The following is a 15,596-nucleotide window of genomic DNA, read 5'->3' as shown; positions in this document are numbered from 1 at the left end:
ATTTAAAATAAATTTATCAACAACACTTTTATATTAGTATTTATAAATAAAAATCCTATCTAGTTAAATTGCTATTATAACTAAATAGGATTTTTATTTATAAATTAATTATTTTTAATAATAAAATTTAAAATATCGAATATTTTCATTTACTATAATAATTTATTAATGTCAATATGGAAATCACCATTAATATACCTTCATATATATAAAAAATATATTAGCTGCAGCAAGAAAAATACAAACTAAAGAATAAAATTTATCTCTTATACCCTTTGAAAAATCTAACATCTTTACGGCCCAAACAATCATAGTAAAAAACATACACCATTGAAGTGTATAATAGCTATCAAAATATTTTATATATGTAAATTGATATATAGTAAGTAAGGTTGCTAGTAATGCCACAGTTGTTATTATAACCATTATCCAACCTAATATATTTATATACTTTCTCATCTTTATCCTCTCCACATTCTTTGAGCTATTATTATAAATTAAGCCAATTAAATAATATACCTTTTTTCATTCATTGTAAATATATGTTTCTACAATGTTATTATTTAATTTTATTGGAAAATTCTTCTTCATTAATTACTTTTACTCCTAATTCAACTGCTTTTTCATATTTAGATCCTGGTTTTTCCCCTACTAAAACATAGTCTGTATTTTTACTTACACTACTAGAAACTTTAGCTCCTAAAGACTGTAATTTATCTTTTATTTCTCCTCTGCTATAATTATTTAAACTTCCTGTTACAACTATAGTTTTACCCATAAAAGGATTCTCATCAATTATTTCTTCTTCATAATAAGGTTTTACACCCAAATTTAATAATTCTTCTATATTATTTATAATCTTTTCATCTTTAAAAAAATCATATACACTCTTAGCTACTATTTCCCCCACATCTGGAACTTCTACTAATTCTTCTATCGTTGCACTTTCTATATTTTCTAAAGTTTTAAATTTCATTACTAAATCATTAGCAGTTTTTTTACCTACATTAGGTATTCCTAATGCATATATAAAGGATGGCAAATCACAATTTTTACTATTTTCTATAGCATCTATAAGATTTTGAGACTTTTTATCCCCAAATTTATCCAAGGTTAATAATTCTTCTTTTTTTATTTTATACAAATCTGCTATAGATTTTATATCTAATTTTTCAAAAAGTTGTTCTGCAGTCTTTTCACTAAATCCTGCTATATTCATAGCCTCTCTACTAGCAAAATGAACTATACTTTTTACCATTTGTGGTTTACAAGATAATGTATTCTCACAATAATAATGTACTCCATTTTGTACTAGATGGCTATTACAATAAGGACATCTATCTGGTGCCTCTATTTCTTTACTTTCCTCTAAGGATTCTTCCACTACTCCCATTATCTCCGGTATAACATCATTAGATCTTCTAACTAAAACCTTAGCACCCAATTTTACATTTTTTCTTTGAATATCGTCCATGTTATTTAGTGTAGCTCTTTTTACCGTAACTCCTCCTAGTTCTACAGGCTCTAATAAGGCTGTTGGAGTAACTCTTCCGCTTCTTCCTACATTCCATTCTACATCTAGAAGTTTCGTGGTAATTTCCTTAGCTTCAAATTTATAAGCTATAGCCCATTTGGGGAATTTTATAGTATATCCTAATACTTTTCTTGTTTTAATATCATCTACAACAATTACTGCCCCATCTATATCATAATCTAGTTCTTCCCTTATAGATTCTATATATTGAATTTCTTTTTCCACTTCCTCCATGTTAGTACATTCTTTAATATACTTATCCTGAGGCAATCCCATATTTTTTATAAATTTCATCATTTCTGTATAACTTTTAAATTCTGGGCCTTCATTATAACCTACATCATAAAAAAATGCTGATAAATTTCTTTTAGAAGTTTCTTTAATGTCTAAATTTCTAAGTGCTCCTGCAGCCCCATTTCTTAAGTTCTTTAGAGGTACTTGAGCAGTTTTATTATATTCTTCGAAAGCTGTTTTAGTCAGTATAGCTTCCCCATGTACCTCTATAACATGGTTGTTCTTTATTTTTAATGGCACAGTTTTTATAGTTTTTATTTGTGCTGTTATATCCTCTCCTATAATACCAGTGCCTCTTGAAGCACCCTTTACTAAAATACCATTCTCATCATATGTACAATTCACTGTTAGTCCATCAAATTTTTTAGTAACTATATATCTTAACTCTGGTAATTTATCTTCATTTATAGAATTATATTGCTCTACAGTTTTTAAATTTCTATTATGCCACTCTGTTAATTGACTCATATTTTGTGCTTTATCCAAGCTCCAAAGTCTTCCTTTATGAGTATATTTACCAAATTCACCTAATATGTTATCTCCTACCCTTTGGGTTGGTGAATAAGGCAATGTAACTTTAGTTTCCTTCTCTAAAACTACCAATTCATCATATTTTAAATCATATTCTTTATCAGATATGCTAGAATTATCTAATACATAATACTCATAAGCATGCTGATTTAATTCCTCTACAAGTTCTTTCATTTTCTCTAACTTGTTATCCATGTATATACCTCCTAAACCGCTTCAATTGGTGCCATACTAAGCATTAATATTTTAACACCTCTACGGTCAAAAGCAATAGTTAACTTTATGTCATCAGAAACCTTACTCATACTAACTATAGTCCCTACTCCAAAATCTTTATGTTTAACCTTTGAACCTACATTAAGCTTATTAGAATCTACACTATTTTTAGGTCCATTATTTAAATTAGGTGATTTATAGGAATTAATACTATTTGTTTTTTGTGACCTTATTCCAAAATTTTTAGGCAATACTTTATCTGTTGCTACTTCTCCAGTAATATTTACGTTGTCCTTTAAGTCTTTTGATATCTCACTTACAAAATCTGATAAAGCATAAGCTACAGTTCTTCCAAATACTTTTCTAATTTCTGCTGAAGTTATATATAACTGCTCTTTTGCTCTTGTTATAGCAACATAACATAACCTTCTAGACTCTTCCATTTCTTTTGGATCTGATAATGATTGCGTTCCTGGAAATATCCCATTTTCCATACCTACCATAAATACTACAGGAAATTCTAATCCTTTAGCACTATGTACCGTCATCATAGCCACACTATCTGAATTTTCATCATAATTATCTATATCTGTAACTAATGCTACCTTTTCCAAAAACATTCCTAAAGATTTATCTTCTGATTCTTTTTCAAAATCAGCTGCTGCAGAAACTAGTTCTTTTAAATTTTCTACCCTACTTACATCATCTGGATTCTTAGAACTTTTTAATTCTTTTAAGTATCCTGTCTCTTCTAATATTTCTTTTATAAGAGCAGATACACTTATCTCATCTTTTTTTCTTATAAAGCTATTCATTATACTTACAAACTTTTTAATAGATGTTATACTTCTTTGAGACAATGTTAATATTTGATCCGCATCTAAAAGCACGCTATACATACATTCATCCATTTCATTTGCAAATTCTTGAACTTTTTTTACTGTAGCATCCCCTATACTTCTTTTAGGTACATTTATTATTCTCCTTAAACTTATATCATCTAATGGATTGTTTATAAGCTTTAAATAAGCCATTAAATCTTTTATTTCTTTTCTATCATAGAACTTTAATCCACCTATTAATCTATAAGGTATATCTCTTTTCATAAATACATCTTCAAAAATACGGGATTGAGCATTAGTTCTATATAAAACTGCAAAATCATTAAAAGATTTGTCACTATCCTTTATTATTTTTTTCATTTCAGATGCTACAAATTTTGCCTCATCTATATCAGAATATGCTCTAAATACTTTTATCTTGTTTCCATTTTCATTTTCAGTTCTTAAAACTTTATTTTTTCTTTGAGAATTATTTTTTATAACCTCATTGGCAGCATTTAATATATTGCCCTTTGATCTATAATTTTGCTCTAATTTTATAACCTTAGCTTCTTTATAATCCTTCTCAAAATTTAATATATTACTTATATCTGCCCCTCTCCATTCATATATGCATTGATCATCATCACCAACTACACATATATTTCTATGAACTGAAGCTAATAATTTAACTAATTCGTATTGAGATTTGTTAGTATCTTGATATTCATCCACCATTATATATTTAAACTTTCTTTGGTAAAATTCTAATGCCTCTTTATTTGTTTTAAATAACTCCACAGTTTTATATATCAAGTCATCAAAATCTAATGCATTATTGGTCTTTAATTTTTTCTGATATAAAATATATGCATCTGCAATTTTGTCTTTTCTATAATTTCCATTAGAAATTTTTTTAAATTCCTTAGGTGATATTAAATTATCCTTTTGAGTGCTTATAGTATTTATTATTTCTCTGTCTGTAATTTCTTTATCATTTATATTTAATTCTTCCATACATTGCTTAACTAAAGTTTTTTGGTCATAGGTATCATATATAGTAAAGTTTTTATCATAACCTAACTTATCTATTTCTCTTCTTAAAATCCTTACACAGCTAGAGTGAAATGTAGAAACCCACATTCCTTCTACCACCTCTCCTACTAGAGCCTTTATTCTTTCTTTCATTTCTCCTGCAGCCTTATTTGTAAAAGTTATAGCCAAAATTTTAGAAGGATATATATTCAAATTTTCTATCATATGAGCTATTCTATGAGTCAAAACCCTTGTTTTACCTGAACCTGCCCCGGCTAGTATTAGTAAAGGTCCATCTATGGTAGTAGCAGCTTCATATTGTTCTTTATTTAATTTATTTTTTAAATCCATTCCATCAGCTCCCTAAGTTTATCTGTTTTACATCTTCTTAATATTATATCATTTTAAATATTAGTTAAACATTCTTATAAATTTAAAATGTGCTAGTAAAAACTAGCACACAATAATTAATCCTATTTATTTGTTCTCTATTCTATTTAATACTATTTTATAGCCTTCACTTCCATAGTTAAGGCATCTATTTACTCTGCTTATAGTAGCAGTACTAGCCCCTGTAGCCGCTGCTATTTCCAAATATGTAATTTTCTTTCTAAGCATTCTAGCTACTTGGATCCTTTGTTCTAAAGCTTTTATCTCGTTAATAGTACATATATCGTCAAAAAACCTATAACATTCTTCTTTAGTTTTTAAACTTAAAAAAGCCTCACATAGAAAGTCCATTTCTTCACTTTCTAATTTAGATTTATACTGCTCCATATGTTTCAGCTCCTTATCCAAACTCCAATTTATTATTATACTTTAATTTTATCATGTATTAACATATTAATCTACAAAATCAAATAAATATATAATAATAAAAAATAAAACAGCCTATTGGGGTTATAGGCTGCTTACAATAAATAAAAAGGGGGCTATTTATTCTTTTTACTTATCCTTGCATAACCTATTATAATGAATGAAAATAATAAATGCAAGATTTTTTTGCAAATTTTATTGTAAACTTTTTTTAAAATGATGTTTTTATATTCATAATATTTTAATATATTTTACATTTATATATTTTTTAATATATATATCTCTTCATCTGTTAATTCCCTATATTGACCTTCTTCTAAGCTTTCATCCAATTTTAGTGGTCCAAATTCTTCTCTTTTTAAGTAAATAACCTTTTTATCAACACTTTCAAACATTCTTTTAACTTGATGAAATTTACCTTCATGTATAGTAACTCTTACTTCTGATTCTTCATTAAATGATTTTATTATTTCAAGCTTTGCAGGAAAACATTCATATCCATCATCTAATACTATGCCTTTTTTAAATTTCTCTATATCTTCATCAGTAACCTTTTTATTAATTTTAGCATAATATATTTTATCCACATGCCATTTAGGAGATATAAGTCTGTGATTTAATTCACCATCATTAGTAAGTAAAAGTAATCCTACTGTATTTTTATCTAACCTTCCTACAGGAAAAGGTTCAAAAATTCTATCTTCATCTTCTAACAAATCTACAATAGTTTCATCATAGTTGTCAAAAGTTGCAGAAACTACCCCTTGGGGTTTATTCATCATTAAATAAATATATTTTTTATAAACCAATTCTTTTCCAAATACAAATATTTTATTTTTTTCTGGATCTATTTGCATACCATTATCCTTAACAACTTCACCATCAACATCAACTTGACCCTTCTTAATCAAGGCCTTAACTTCTTTTCTTGTACCATATCCTAAATTAGCTAATATTTTATCTAAACGTTCCATGAAATTCCTCCTAGTTTTGCTTATTCTATTATTAGTATTACCATTATAACAAATTTAAAGGAAAGTGCATTGCACTTTCCTTTTTTATACTCCATAATTTTTCATTATATTTTTTACATAATTTCTTGTTTCACTTGACAACCTGTTTATATCAGAAACATTCTTTACCCCTCTCCACTGAAGAGTTCCAGGACCTGCATTGTATGCTGCCAAAGCTAACTCTTTTACGTTTCCATGCATATCTAGCATTTTCTTTAAATATTTTGTTCCCCCATCTATATTTTGCTCTATATCAAAGGGATTTGTAACTCCTACTTCTCTAGCAGTACCTGGCATAAGCTGCATTAGCCCCTTGGCCCCTGCATTTGATACACAATTAGGATTAAAATCCGATTCCTGTTTTATAACTGCCATTAAAAGTTCTTTCTCTATACCATATTTTCTTGAAGCTTTTTCTACAGCGCTATCTATAGTTATACTACCGGTTCTAACTTCTGATTTTATATTATTTATTTCTCTTTTCGCATCTTCTAATCTTTGTCCTGCTCCATAATATTTATTTCCACTATTTGCTATACCGTCTAATGATAACATATTATTTGAAGCACTAATATCCTCATTTTCCATGGCCTTTAATAAACTATCTAAAACTATTTGAAAACTTGATGAATCTCCAAAGGATGATTTCATTATCTGTCCCATCAATTGCATTTGTAGCATTTGTTGTAATACCATTTCACTACTGTTTACTTTCATAAGTCCACCACCAATTTTAAACATATATTTAATATTATCGTTTATCTTTCTACTTTATTTACACTTTAAATTTAAATATATCATAATCTTCATAAGCACATTTTAAAAAGCTACTTTTTGATAAAACTAATACTTCATATTCCCCTTCATTAAAAGGCATAAAGGTATAATATTTCTTTCTGCTATAATCTTGAACTAGCTTCCATTCCCCTTTATTCATAATATAAAATTGATAAAGAACTGCATTTCCTCCCTCACTATCTACGCTAAAAGTTACAGTTTCATTACATTTTATATCTGTCCTGCTAGTTTTTATTTTTGTATTTGTTATAGGCAATGCTTCCCTTACATAAAATTTAACTTCTTTTTTGGAATCATAAATTTCTTCACTTTCTTTATTTTTAGCTAATACTTCTATAGTATAAGCTCCACTACATTTAGGTATATATTTAAAATCTTTATTTTCAATATAATCTGTTTCTTCTACTTTTTCATTATTTATTTTTAAAATATATTTTATTAAATTATCCTTTGTATTTTGAATAATAACTTTTAATAATATCTCATCTCCTACTATATAGCTAGTCTTCACTGGACATATAACATAATCAATTATAGCTGGTATATAATTATGACTGTTTATATAAGCTATATAATGAGAATCATATTCTCTAGATGAATATTTATGTTTTGCTAAAACTTCTAGTTCATATGTACCTGTTTCTTTTGGTATAAACTTAGCCCAATTACAGGTACCAAAATCTATTTTTTCTTCTTCTTTTCCATCCTTTTTTATATAAAATGCATATCTTACATTATTTCCTCCATTACTTATGGCTCTTATTTCTACTTCTTCTCCTTTTAAAACATGTTTCCCTTTGTCTAATATTACTTTTTCAATTTTTATAGGTTCCTTAATGTATTCTAAGTTTATCGTATATTCTATAGAAGACTTATCATCAAATTCATTTTCACTAGAAGCATCTTTTACCCAGGCTTCTATAGAATATTTACCTGGAATAGAAGGTGTCCATGTATATACATTGTTTCTTATATATCCAGAATCTTCTATATGCTTACCTTCTATTATAAACTTATATAAAAGTTCCTTACCACCTTCTGCATTTATTTTCAACTCTATAGCAGTATCCGTCATTTGAGGTGAGTTTAAATTAGTTGTAAATTTTCTTATAACGATATCTCTATAGGCTTTAACTGTAAATTTTAACATAGCCCTATCATCAAATTCATTTTGAGAATACATATCCTTTACTAAACATAACAATTTATAATCTCCACTATCTTTTTCTGTATAAGATACTACATTATTACTAGAATAGTCTTGTATACATTCCTGTGTGCCATTACTATCTATTTTTATAAATTTATATAATATATCTCTACCTTCCTCATAAACTGATTCCACTTTAAAAACCAAGTCTTCATCACATATTAATTCTTTAGTTAAGCAATTAAAATCAACTATTTCTACATTATCTATAGAATTAACTTTAAAAACTACTTTAAAAGAATCATCATAATCCTTAACAGATTTTAAATCCTTACATTCAACCATAAGTTCTTGTATACCTGGTTTTTTTACTACAAAGGATATGCTATTTTCTGTAGAATAATCCTTTATAAGCTTCCAATTATCATCTTCCTTTAGCCAATATTTAAGCATTAATGGGAATTTGTTGCTTTCCACTACCGCTTCTATTCTTTCTCCCATATTGAGAGTATCTTTATTCAGATATACATTTCTTATAAACTTTTCCTCTGACTCTCCTATTACATAATCAAATTTGCTAATAAAATCAAAGGGTTTGGTGCTATCTTCCTTCTTAGCTTGTACCATTATTATATAATTGCCCTCTTCTTCAGGTACCCAACTTATAGTGTCATTAAAATTAAAATCACTAACTGTATTCCACATACCTTCTTTTCCTATTATGAATTTATATAAAATTTTTTTATTGCTTTCTATAAAAGCTTTAATTTTTATGCTAGAATTTTTCTCCTGAGGACTTTCCTTATCAAAAATAATATTTAACTCTTCCATTATTACACCATCCTCTCTTAAAAACAGTAACAAGTACATTATACTATAATACCAAATTTTGTAATAGCATTTTATTCTATTTATATTATTATATCACCTTGGGAACACTTATTATAAGGAGGTTGATGATTTTATGAAAGAAATAGATAAATATGATGGAGACTATCCATATAAAAAATCCTCTGTTTTTACTGGTAAATCAGAAAAAGGATATCCTATAATAGAAAGATTAAATAATGGATTAGTTTTTCCTGAAGGACCCCAGGAAAGATTAGAATTTAAAGATATGAGAATGGATTAATATTCTATAAAAATCAGAAAATATTAAAATTTAAAGGTGTAAAATAAGAAATATGACTATAGAATTAAAATAGGGTGTCTCAAAATTAAGGCTATTTTGAGACATCCTCTTCTTTAATTAAAATCTTATATAAATAATTTATAATGATATATTTATATATTTTTTATTGAATTATTAGTTTTATAAGATTTTTCTCTAATCTAGTATCATCTTCTAAATTTCTTTTTTTATGATTAGAAGTATTTTTTATACCTGCTCTTCTCATTTTTGCACTTACATGTCTTTCAAATAACATTCTATCTATATTGTCATTACTAAATATATATCCTTTAGGATTTATAGCTTTAGCTTTTTTTCCAAGAGCCATAGCAGCTACTCCAAAATCTTGAGTTATTATTATATCATTTTCTTTAGTTTCATTTATTAGAACCATATCTACGCTTTGAAATCCATGATCTACATATTTAATAATACTATAATTACTATTTATAACATGATTTATATCACAAAACATCATAACATCTATTTTATATTTTTTAGCTACTTGTTCTATTATGTTTCTTCCAGGGCAAGCATCTGCATCTACTAATATTCTCATAAAAATTCTATTACTTCAATCTTTCTTCTAATGTAGCTTTCATATCTTCATAGCCTGGTTTTCCCAAAAGAGCAAACATATTCTTTTTATATGCTTCTACTCCTGGTTGATCAAAAGGATTAACCCCTTGTAAATATCCACTTATTCCACAAGCTTTTTCAAAGAAATACACTAATTGTCCAAAATAATAAGCTGAAAGCTCTGGAACATTTAATACTATAGCTGGAACACCACCATCATTGTGAGCTAAAACAGTACCTCTTAATGCTTGATGATTCACATAATCCATGTCTTTCTCTGCTAAAAAGTTAAGCCCATCTAAATTCTCTTTATCTTCTTTTATTATAATTGATTTTCTAGGATTTTCTACATTTATAAATGTTTCAAATATATTTCTTAAACCTTCTTGTATATATTGTCCCATAGAATGTAAATCTGTTGAAAAATCTGCTGTTGCTGGGAATATTCCCTTTCCATCTTTACCTTCACTTTCTCCATATAGTTGTTTCCACCATTCTCCGAAATAATGTAGACATGGCTCAAAATTAACTAGCATTTCTGTAGTCTTTCCTTTTCTATATAGAGCATTTCTTACTGCTACATATCTATACACATGATTTTTTTCTATATTATCTGAAGAATATTCTTCCCTGGCATCCGCTGCACCTTTCATCATTTCATCTACATCTATTCCGGATACAGCTATAGGTAATAATCCTACTGGAGTTAAAACTGAAAATCTTCCCCCTACATCATCTGGTATTACAAAGGTTTCATAGCCTTCTAAATCAGCTAAAGTTCTTAGAGCACCTTTAGCTGCATCTGTAGTAGCAAATATTCTTTCTTTTGCTCCTTCTTTTCCATACTTCTTTTCTAATAATTCCTTAAATATTCTAAAAGCTATAGCTGGTTCTGTAGTTGTACCTGATTTAGATATTACATTTACACATATATCTTTATCTTTAACTAATTCTAATAAATCAGCCATATAAGTAGAACTTATATTGTTACCTGCAAAATATATTTGTGGCACTTTTCTTTGGTTTTCATCTAAATTATTATAAAATGTATTGGATATCATTTCTATAGCGGCTCTTGATCCTAAATAAGATCCTCCTATGCCTATAACAATAAACACATCACAATTATTTTTTATTTTTTCTGCTGCCTTTTTTATTCTTGCAAACTCCTCTTTATTATAATTTATCGGTAAATCCATCCAACCCAAGAATTTATTCCCTGGACCTGTTCTTTTACGAAGGGTATTATCCATTTCCCTTATTATTGCTTCTAAATATTGTATTTCATGTTCCTCTACATAAGGTTTAGTTTTTGTCAAATCCAGACTTAAAGAATTTCCCATATTTAATACCTCCAATGTAATTATTTACATTTTAATATAAAAGGCTGTTGAAGTAACTCAACAGCCATTTTTTCATTATTCTATTATCTTCTGAATCCTCTATTGTTGTTTCTTTCTTGTTTTCTTGCTCTTCTGCATTCTGGGCATCTTTGTGGTTCGTTTTCGAATCCCTTTTCTTTATAGAATTCTTGTTCTCCTTCAGTGAAAACGAATTCCTTTCCACAATCTTTACATGTTAGCGTCTTATCTGCCATTATATGATATCCTCCTTTATTTGGGATTTACAACCAGTGAAAAAGAACATACTTCCCAAATTCCAGGGGATATACTTCTTTATATTACCAGTTTAAATCTCACATGATTTTATTATTTTAGTATATTATAACAAAATATTAATGCCTAATCAATAGAAAGCATCTCTATTTTGTTACATTTTATTCCATAGCTTCAATGATTAATAATATTATATTATCAAACAATATATAACCATTATTAAACCTCTAGAAAAATTATTTTTTTAGAAAAATTATTTTTTATTTAATTATTAATTTAGTTTACCCTATATACATTGTATAATCCCTAATCTCAAAATTATTTTATCTTATAAATTTTTTTCACATAAAGGTTCTAATATTTTGCTTATAACATCAAATAAGGATACTTTCATTTCTTCTATAGAATAAGGTTCATCCAATATTATAGAACTATAACAGACTGTCCCTGTTAGTTCTATAATCATAAATAACCTTTTCTCAAATTCCTTCTCATCTATTTGTTGTTTAATTATTATATTCTTAAATATATTTCTTATATCAGTAATTTCCTTTGTTTGACTAGAATTTAATAGGGCCTTTCTAAATATACCCCATGATAAATTCTTATGTATAAGCTTTAATAATCTTTTATTATTTTTAAGATATTCTATTATATAATCTGTAAAACAAAGCACTGATTCTATAAATTCTCCCTTACTCTCATTCATAGTATACTTCAAAGCTTCCTTAATTATACTTAAACTTTTCTTTATTATTATTCTATCAATAATATCATATTTGTTTTTAAAATATAAATAGAAGGTTCCCTTAGCTACCCCTGCTTTTTTTACTATATCGTCTATAGAAGTATCATTTATACCCTTTGTTATAAAAAGTTCATAAGCAGATTCATATAATTTTTTTTCTTTTAATAATTTTTTTTCTAGGAACTTTCCACTAGAAGTAGATTTCATCTTAGATTTTAGAACCATTTTAAGTCCTCCCAACTGATTATTGACTCAAAGTCATTTTTCTCCTAATTTAATTATATATCTTTTTCTAATAGTATCAATAGATATTTACATTTTTATTATGAAAGAAATTGAAAAAATTTAATCTTATTCTATAATAAATTATTCCACAAAGATAATTATATATTAATAAGTTTAAATAAATCAATGTGCATACAATTGAAATTAAATATGTTTTATTTAAAAAATAATATATTTATTTGTTTTATATAGATACATTTTTAACAAAAATAATATATTTTTTATAATTAATTAAGGTAATATTATTTAATTTATATTCATATGTATAAGTACTATAAGGCCAAACTTCGAAAACTAGAGCAAGCATTATTAAAATTTTTCCTAAAATTATGGGTATAAAATATTGTTCCATAAGCATTAGGGCATATTTAAAGTTTTATAATTTAACATATACGCTTTACATCTTTCAATATATTTTTTTTAAACTAGTATGTTAAAAATATATCTAAATATAAAGGGGGAAATTTATTATGAAAATACTAATGTATAGTGTACGCGAACATGAAAAACCAGCTATAAAAAAGTGGTTAGAAGCAAATCCTGAAGTTCAAATTGATCTATCTAATGAGGCTCTTTCTGAAGATACTGTCTGTAAGGTAAAGGGCTATGATGGAATTGCAATTCAACAAACAAATAGCATAGGTGGTGAAACTGTTTATTCTACTCTTAAAGAATATGGAATTAAACAAATAGCTTCAAGAACTGCTGGGGTAGATATGATTGATTTAAAAATGGCTTCAGAGAATAATATTCTTGTAACTAATGTTCCTGCTTATTCTCCAAATGCTATTGCAGAACTTGCTGTAACTCATACAATGAACTTGCTGAGAAACATTAAAACTGTAAATAAAAGAATAGCTTTTGGTGATTATCGTTGGTCAGCTGATCTTATAGCTAGAGAAGTAAGATCTATAACAGTTGGTGTAGTAGGTACAGGTAAAATAGGTAGAACTTCTGCCAAGCTTTTTAAAGGACTAGGGGCAAATGTTATAGGTTATGATGCTTATCCAGACAAAAAATTAGAAGAAAACAATCTTCTTACTTACAAAGAATCATTAGAAGATCTTTTAAAAGAAGCTGATGTTGTAACTCTACACACTCCTCTTACAGAAAATACTAAACATATGATAAATAAGAATAACTTAAAATATATGAAACCAGATGCTTTTATAGTAAATACTGGTCGTGGTGGAATTATCAACACTGAAGATCTTATTGAAGCCTTAGAAGAAAATAAAATAGCTGGTGCTGCACTTGATACATTTGAAAATGAAGGATTATTCTTGAATAAAGTAGTTGATCCAACTAAAATTCCTGATCCTCAACTTGATAAATTACTAAAAATGGATCAAGTCTTAATCACTCATCATGTTGGATTCTTTACTACTACTGCAGTTCAAAATATGGTCGATACTAGCTTGGATAGTGTTGTAGAAGTTTTAAAAACTAGTGATAGTGTAAATAAAGTAAACTAGAAATTATCTTTTTTAAAAAAATGAAAGCGTTTTCAGTATTTACTAGTTTCATAGTAAACAGAAAACGCTTTTTATTACCATTTTCGATTTTATGAATTTCTAAAATTAGAAAATGGAATTCAAATATATTTAATATACAGTATTTTTACGAATTCATTTTTAACAATTCTTTTTTATACTAAAAACATTTAAAATTACTTACATACTCTTTGGTTTTTACAAGTTCCTTTTAATTCAAATTCTTGTAAATTCATAAGAGTAATTTCTACCATATTAGATACAGCTTCATCTGTATAGAATCCTAAATGAGGTGTGATAACTACATTTGGGAAACTCTTAAGTCTTTCTAATGTATCATCTTTCATGATTTCATTCATTTTATTGTTATGGAAAACCCCTTGTTCATATTCATAGGAATCTAAGGCTGCTCCAGCTATTTTACCAGATTTCAGTCCCTCTATTAAAGCTTCACTATCAATTAATGCTCCACGTGCTGCATTTATTATAAATACACCGTCTTTCATTTTGGCAATGCTCTCTTTTCCTATCATATGGTAATTATCATCTGTTAGAGGTGCATGCAATGTTATTATATCTGCTTCTTTATATACTTCATCTAAAGATTTATATTCAATATATTCTTTAGCCTTTTCATTTTCAAAAATATCGTAACCTATCATCTTTTTCATACCAAAGCCTGAAAAACCTTCAATTACTTTTAAACCTATTCTTCCAGTTCCTATAACTCCTAAAGTTAAGTTTCTTAATTCTACTCCTATTAATCCACCTAGTGCAAAATTATTAAGTTCTACTCTTTTTAATGCAAAAGGAATTTTTCTTGTTAGGGATAATGCAAGTCCTACAGTAAACTCTGAAACTGAATTAGGAGAATAAGCTGGAACATTAGCTACATTTATACCAAATTCTTTTGCAGCATCAAAATCTATATTATTTACTCCAGCAGTTCTGGTTGCTAAATATTTTATACCACAATCTTTAATTTTCTCTAATGCTTCTCTGTTACAAGTATCATTTCCTAAGATTGAAATACCATCATATCCTTTAGCTAAATGAGCCACATTTGGGCCAAAAGAATCTGGTATTAAATCAACAGTATGTCCATATTTTTCAGAAAAATTTTTAAATGAATCAATTTCATCAGGTCTTACACAATAAGCTAAAATTTTCATAATTTATACCCCCCATTTGTAAGTTTTCTTTTTCATAATTTTCTATCAAATTCAGCCTATCATATTGTTTAATATTTGTCAATAAAAATGGTATATTACATTATTTTGGTATAAATTTAAAATTTAAAAATTATTTTGTCTTAAATCTCTATTATTAGAATAACAGTAATTAATATTTTGTATTCTCAATAGTATTTGCTAGTTTAATCATAAACTCAAGCAATACTAGTGATTCTTTTTATTTAATATAATATTTAGATATTTCAAGATATTGCAAGATATTTCAAGCTTCGACCATTTTTATTGCTATATTTCTACTTTTCT

Annotated in this window: 14 protein-coding genes; 2 read left to right on the top strand and 12 right to left on the bottom strand. The window is 27.1% G+C overall.

Translation table 11 applies throughout. The features are described from left to right. Positions 1–189: 189 nt before the first annotated feature. From ACYUEW_RS03990 to ACYUEW_RS03960, 7 genes are all read right to left on the bottom strand, one after another. Positions 190–459 carry a hypothetical protein gene (locus ACYUEW_RS03990; RefSeq protein ID WP_003483311.1) on the bottom strand — a complete coding sequence of 90 codons (270 nt, stop codon included), beginning with the start codon at positions 457–459 and terminating at the stop codon, positions 190–192. A 100-nt stretch (positions 460–559) separates the two neighbouring features. Beyond that, a complete protein-coding gene (gene ligA, locus ACYUEW_RS03985; RefSeq protein ID WP_003483309.1) occupies positions 560–2,554 on the bottom strand; it encodes an NAD-dependent DNA ligase LigA in 1,995 nt (664 codons plus the stop codon). A gap of 11 nt (positions 2,555–2,565) precedes the next feature. Beyond that, the gene (gene pcrA, locus ACYUEW_RS03980) at positions 2,566–4,782 is read right to left on the bottom strand and encodes a DNA helicase PcrA (protein WP_265203939.1); all 2,217 of its coding nucleotides are present in this window, start codon (positions 4,780–4,782) and stop codon (positions 2,566–2,568) included. A gap of 126 nt (positions 4,783–4,908) precedes the next feature. After that, positions 4,909–5,208 (bottom strand): YerC/YecD family TrpR-related protein, encoded by a 300-nt coding sequence (locus tag ACYUEW_RS03975; protein ID WP_030036925.1) that lies wholly within the window; start codon positions 5,206–5,208, stop codon positions 4,909–4,911. 296 nt (positions 5,209–5,504) lie between these two features. Further along, on the bottom strand, positions 5,505–6,221 hold the full coding sequence (locus ACYUEW_RS03970) for a pseudouridine synthase (protein ID WP_265203938.1): 717 nt from the start codon (positions 6,219–6,221) through the stop codon (positions 5,505–5,507). A gap of 84 nt (positions 6,222–6,305) precedes the next feature. Further along, positions 6,306–6,977, bottom strand: a complete 672-nt coding sequence (locus tag ACYUEW_RS03965) for a lytic transglycosylase domain-containing protein (protein ID WP_265203937.1) — start codon at positions 6,975–6,977, stop codon at positions 6,306–6,308. Between the two features lie 58 nt (positions 6,978–7,035). Next, on the bottom strand, positions 7,036–9,039 hold the full coding sequence (locus ACYUEW_RS03960) for a triple tyrosine motif-containing protein (RefSeq protein WP_460276253.1): 2,004 nt from the start codon (positions 9,037–9,039) through the stop codon (positions 7,036–7,038). A gap of 133 nt (positions 9,040–9,172) precedes the next feature. Here ACYUEW_RS03960 and ACYUEW_RS03955 point away from each other — a divergent pair, with 133 nt between their 5' ends. Next, complete coding sequence (locus ACYUEW_RS03955) at positions 9,173–9,340, top strand: hypothetical protein (protein ID WP_003483298.1); 168 nt, start codon at positions 9,173–9,175, stop codon at positions 9,338–9,340. A gap of 163 nt (positions 9,341–9,503) precedes the next feature. Here the strand turns inward: ACYUEW_RS03955 and ACYUEW_RS03950 are convergent, their stop codons facing one another. The 4 genes from ACYUEW_RS03950 to ACYUEW_RS03935 all read right to left on the bottom strand — a co-directional run bounded on the left by ACYUEW_RS03950 (position 9,504) and on the right by ACYUEW_RS03935 (position 12,547). Continuing rightward, positions 9,504–9,938 (bottom strand): YaiI/YqxD family protein, encoded by a 435-nt coding sequence (locus ACYUEW_RS03950; protein WP_003483296.1) that lies wholly within the window; start codon positions 9,936–9,938, stop codon positions 9,504–9,506. A 10-nt stretch (positions 9,939–9,948) separates the two neighbouring features. After that, positions 9,949–11,301, bottom strand: coding sequence for a glucose-6-phosphate isomerase (locus tag ACYUEW_RS03945; protein ID WP_460276252.1), 1,353 nt, complete (start codon positions 11,299–11,301; stop codon positions 9,949–9,951). Between the two features lie 83 nt (positions 11,302–11,384). Next, positions 11,385–11,555 carry a zinc-ribbon domain-containing protein gene (locus tag ACYUEW_RS03940; RefSeq protein ID WP_003387504.1) on the bottom strand — a complete coding sequence of 57 codons (171 nt, stop codon included), beginning with the start codon at positions 11,553–11,555 and terminating at the stop codon, positions 11,385–11,387. Positions 11,556–11,902: 347 nt separating this feature from the next. After that, positions 11,903–12,547, bottom strand: a complete 645-nt coding sequence (locus ACYUEW_RS03935; protein ID WP_003483294.1) for a TetR/AcrR family transcriptional regulator — start codon at positions 12,545–12,547, stop codon at positions 11,903–11,905. A 530-nt stretch (positions 12,548–13,077) separates the two neighbouring features. Between ACYUEW_RS03935 and ACYUEW_RS03930 the strand changes: the two genes are divergently transcribed. Then, positions 13,078–14,082, top strand: a complete 1,005-nt coding sequence (locus ACYUEW_RS03930; RefSeq protein WP_003483292.1) for a D-2-hydroxyacid dehydrogenase — start codon at positions 13,078–13,080, stop codon at positions 14,080–14,082. A 194-nt stretch (positions 14,083–14,276) separates the two neighbouring features. Here ACYUEW_RS03930 and ACYUEW_RS03925 read toward each other — a convergent pair whose 3' ends face one another. Beyond that, the gene (locus tag ACYUEW_RS03925; protein ID WP_003483291.1) at positions 14,277–15,272 is read right to left on the bottom strand and encodes a D-isomer specific 2-hydroxyacid dehydrogenase family protein; all 996 of its coding nucleotides are present in this window, start codon (positions 15,270–15,272) and stop codon (positions 14,277–14,279) included. Positions 15,273–15,596: the final 324 nt, after the last annotated feature.

The organism is Clostridium sp. CTA-1 (genome assembly GCF_054768215.1).
This window is presented reverse-complemented; position numbering and strand designations above follow the sequence as displayed.

Coding starts and splice junctions, on each gene's coding strand:
- ACYUEW_RS03990 (WP_003483311.1), bottom strand. CDS start 459: ATGAGAAAGTATATAAATATATTAGGTTGGATAATGGTTATAATAACA.
- ligA (WP_003483309.1), bottom strand. CDS start 2,554: ATGGATAACAAGTTAGAGAAAATGAAAGAACTTGTAGAGGAATTAAAT.
- pcrA (WP_265203939.1), bottom strand. CDS start 4,782: ATGGATTTAAAAAATAAATTAAATAAAGAACAATATGAAGCTGCTACT.
- ACYUEW_RS03975 (WP_030036925.1), bottom strand. CDS start 5,208: ATGGAGCAGTATAAATCTAAATTAGAAAGTGAAGAAATGGACTTTCTA.
- ACYUEW_RS03970 (WP_265203938.1), bottom strand. CDS start 6,221: ATGGAACGTTTAGATAAAATATTAGCTAATTTAGGATATGGTACAAGA.
- ACYUEW_RS03965 (WP_265203937.1), bottom strand. CDS start 6,977: ATGAAAGTAAACAGTAGTGAAATGGTATTACAACAAATGCTACAAATG.
- ACYUEW_RS03960 (WP_460276253.1), bottom strand. CDS start 9,039: ATGGAAGAGTTAAATATTATTTTTGATAAGGAAAGTCCTCAGGAGAAA.
- ACYUEW_RS03955 (WP_003483298.1), top strand. CDS start 9,173: ATGAAAGAAATAGATAAATATGATGGAGACTATCCATATAAAAAATCC.
- ACYUEW_RS03950 (WP_003483296.1), bottom strand. CDS start 9,938: ATGAGAATATTAGTAGATGCAGATGCTTGCCCTGGAAGAAACATAATA.
- ACYUEW_RS03945 (WP_460276252.1), bottom strand. CDS start 11,301: ATGGGAAATTCTTTAAGTCTGGATTTGACAAAAACTAAACCTTATGTA.
- ACYUEW_RS03940 (WP_003387504.1), bottom strand. CDS start 11,555: ATGGCAGATAAGACGCTAACATGTAAAGATTGTGGAAAGGAATTCGTT.
- ACYUEW_RS03935 (WP_003483294.1), bottom strand. CDS start 12,547: ATGGTTCTAAAATCTAAGATGAAATCTACTTCTAGTGGAAAGTTCCTA.
- ACYUEW_RS03930 (WP_003483292.1), top strand. CDS start 13,078: ATGAAAATACTAATGTATAGTGTACGCGAACATGAAAAACCAGCTATA.
- ACYUEW_RS03925 (WP_003483291.1), bottom strand. CDS start 15,272: ATGAAAATTTTAGCTTATTGTGTAAGACCTGATGAAATTGATTCATTT.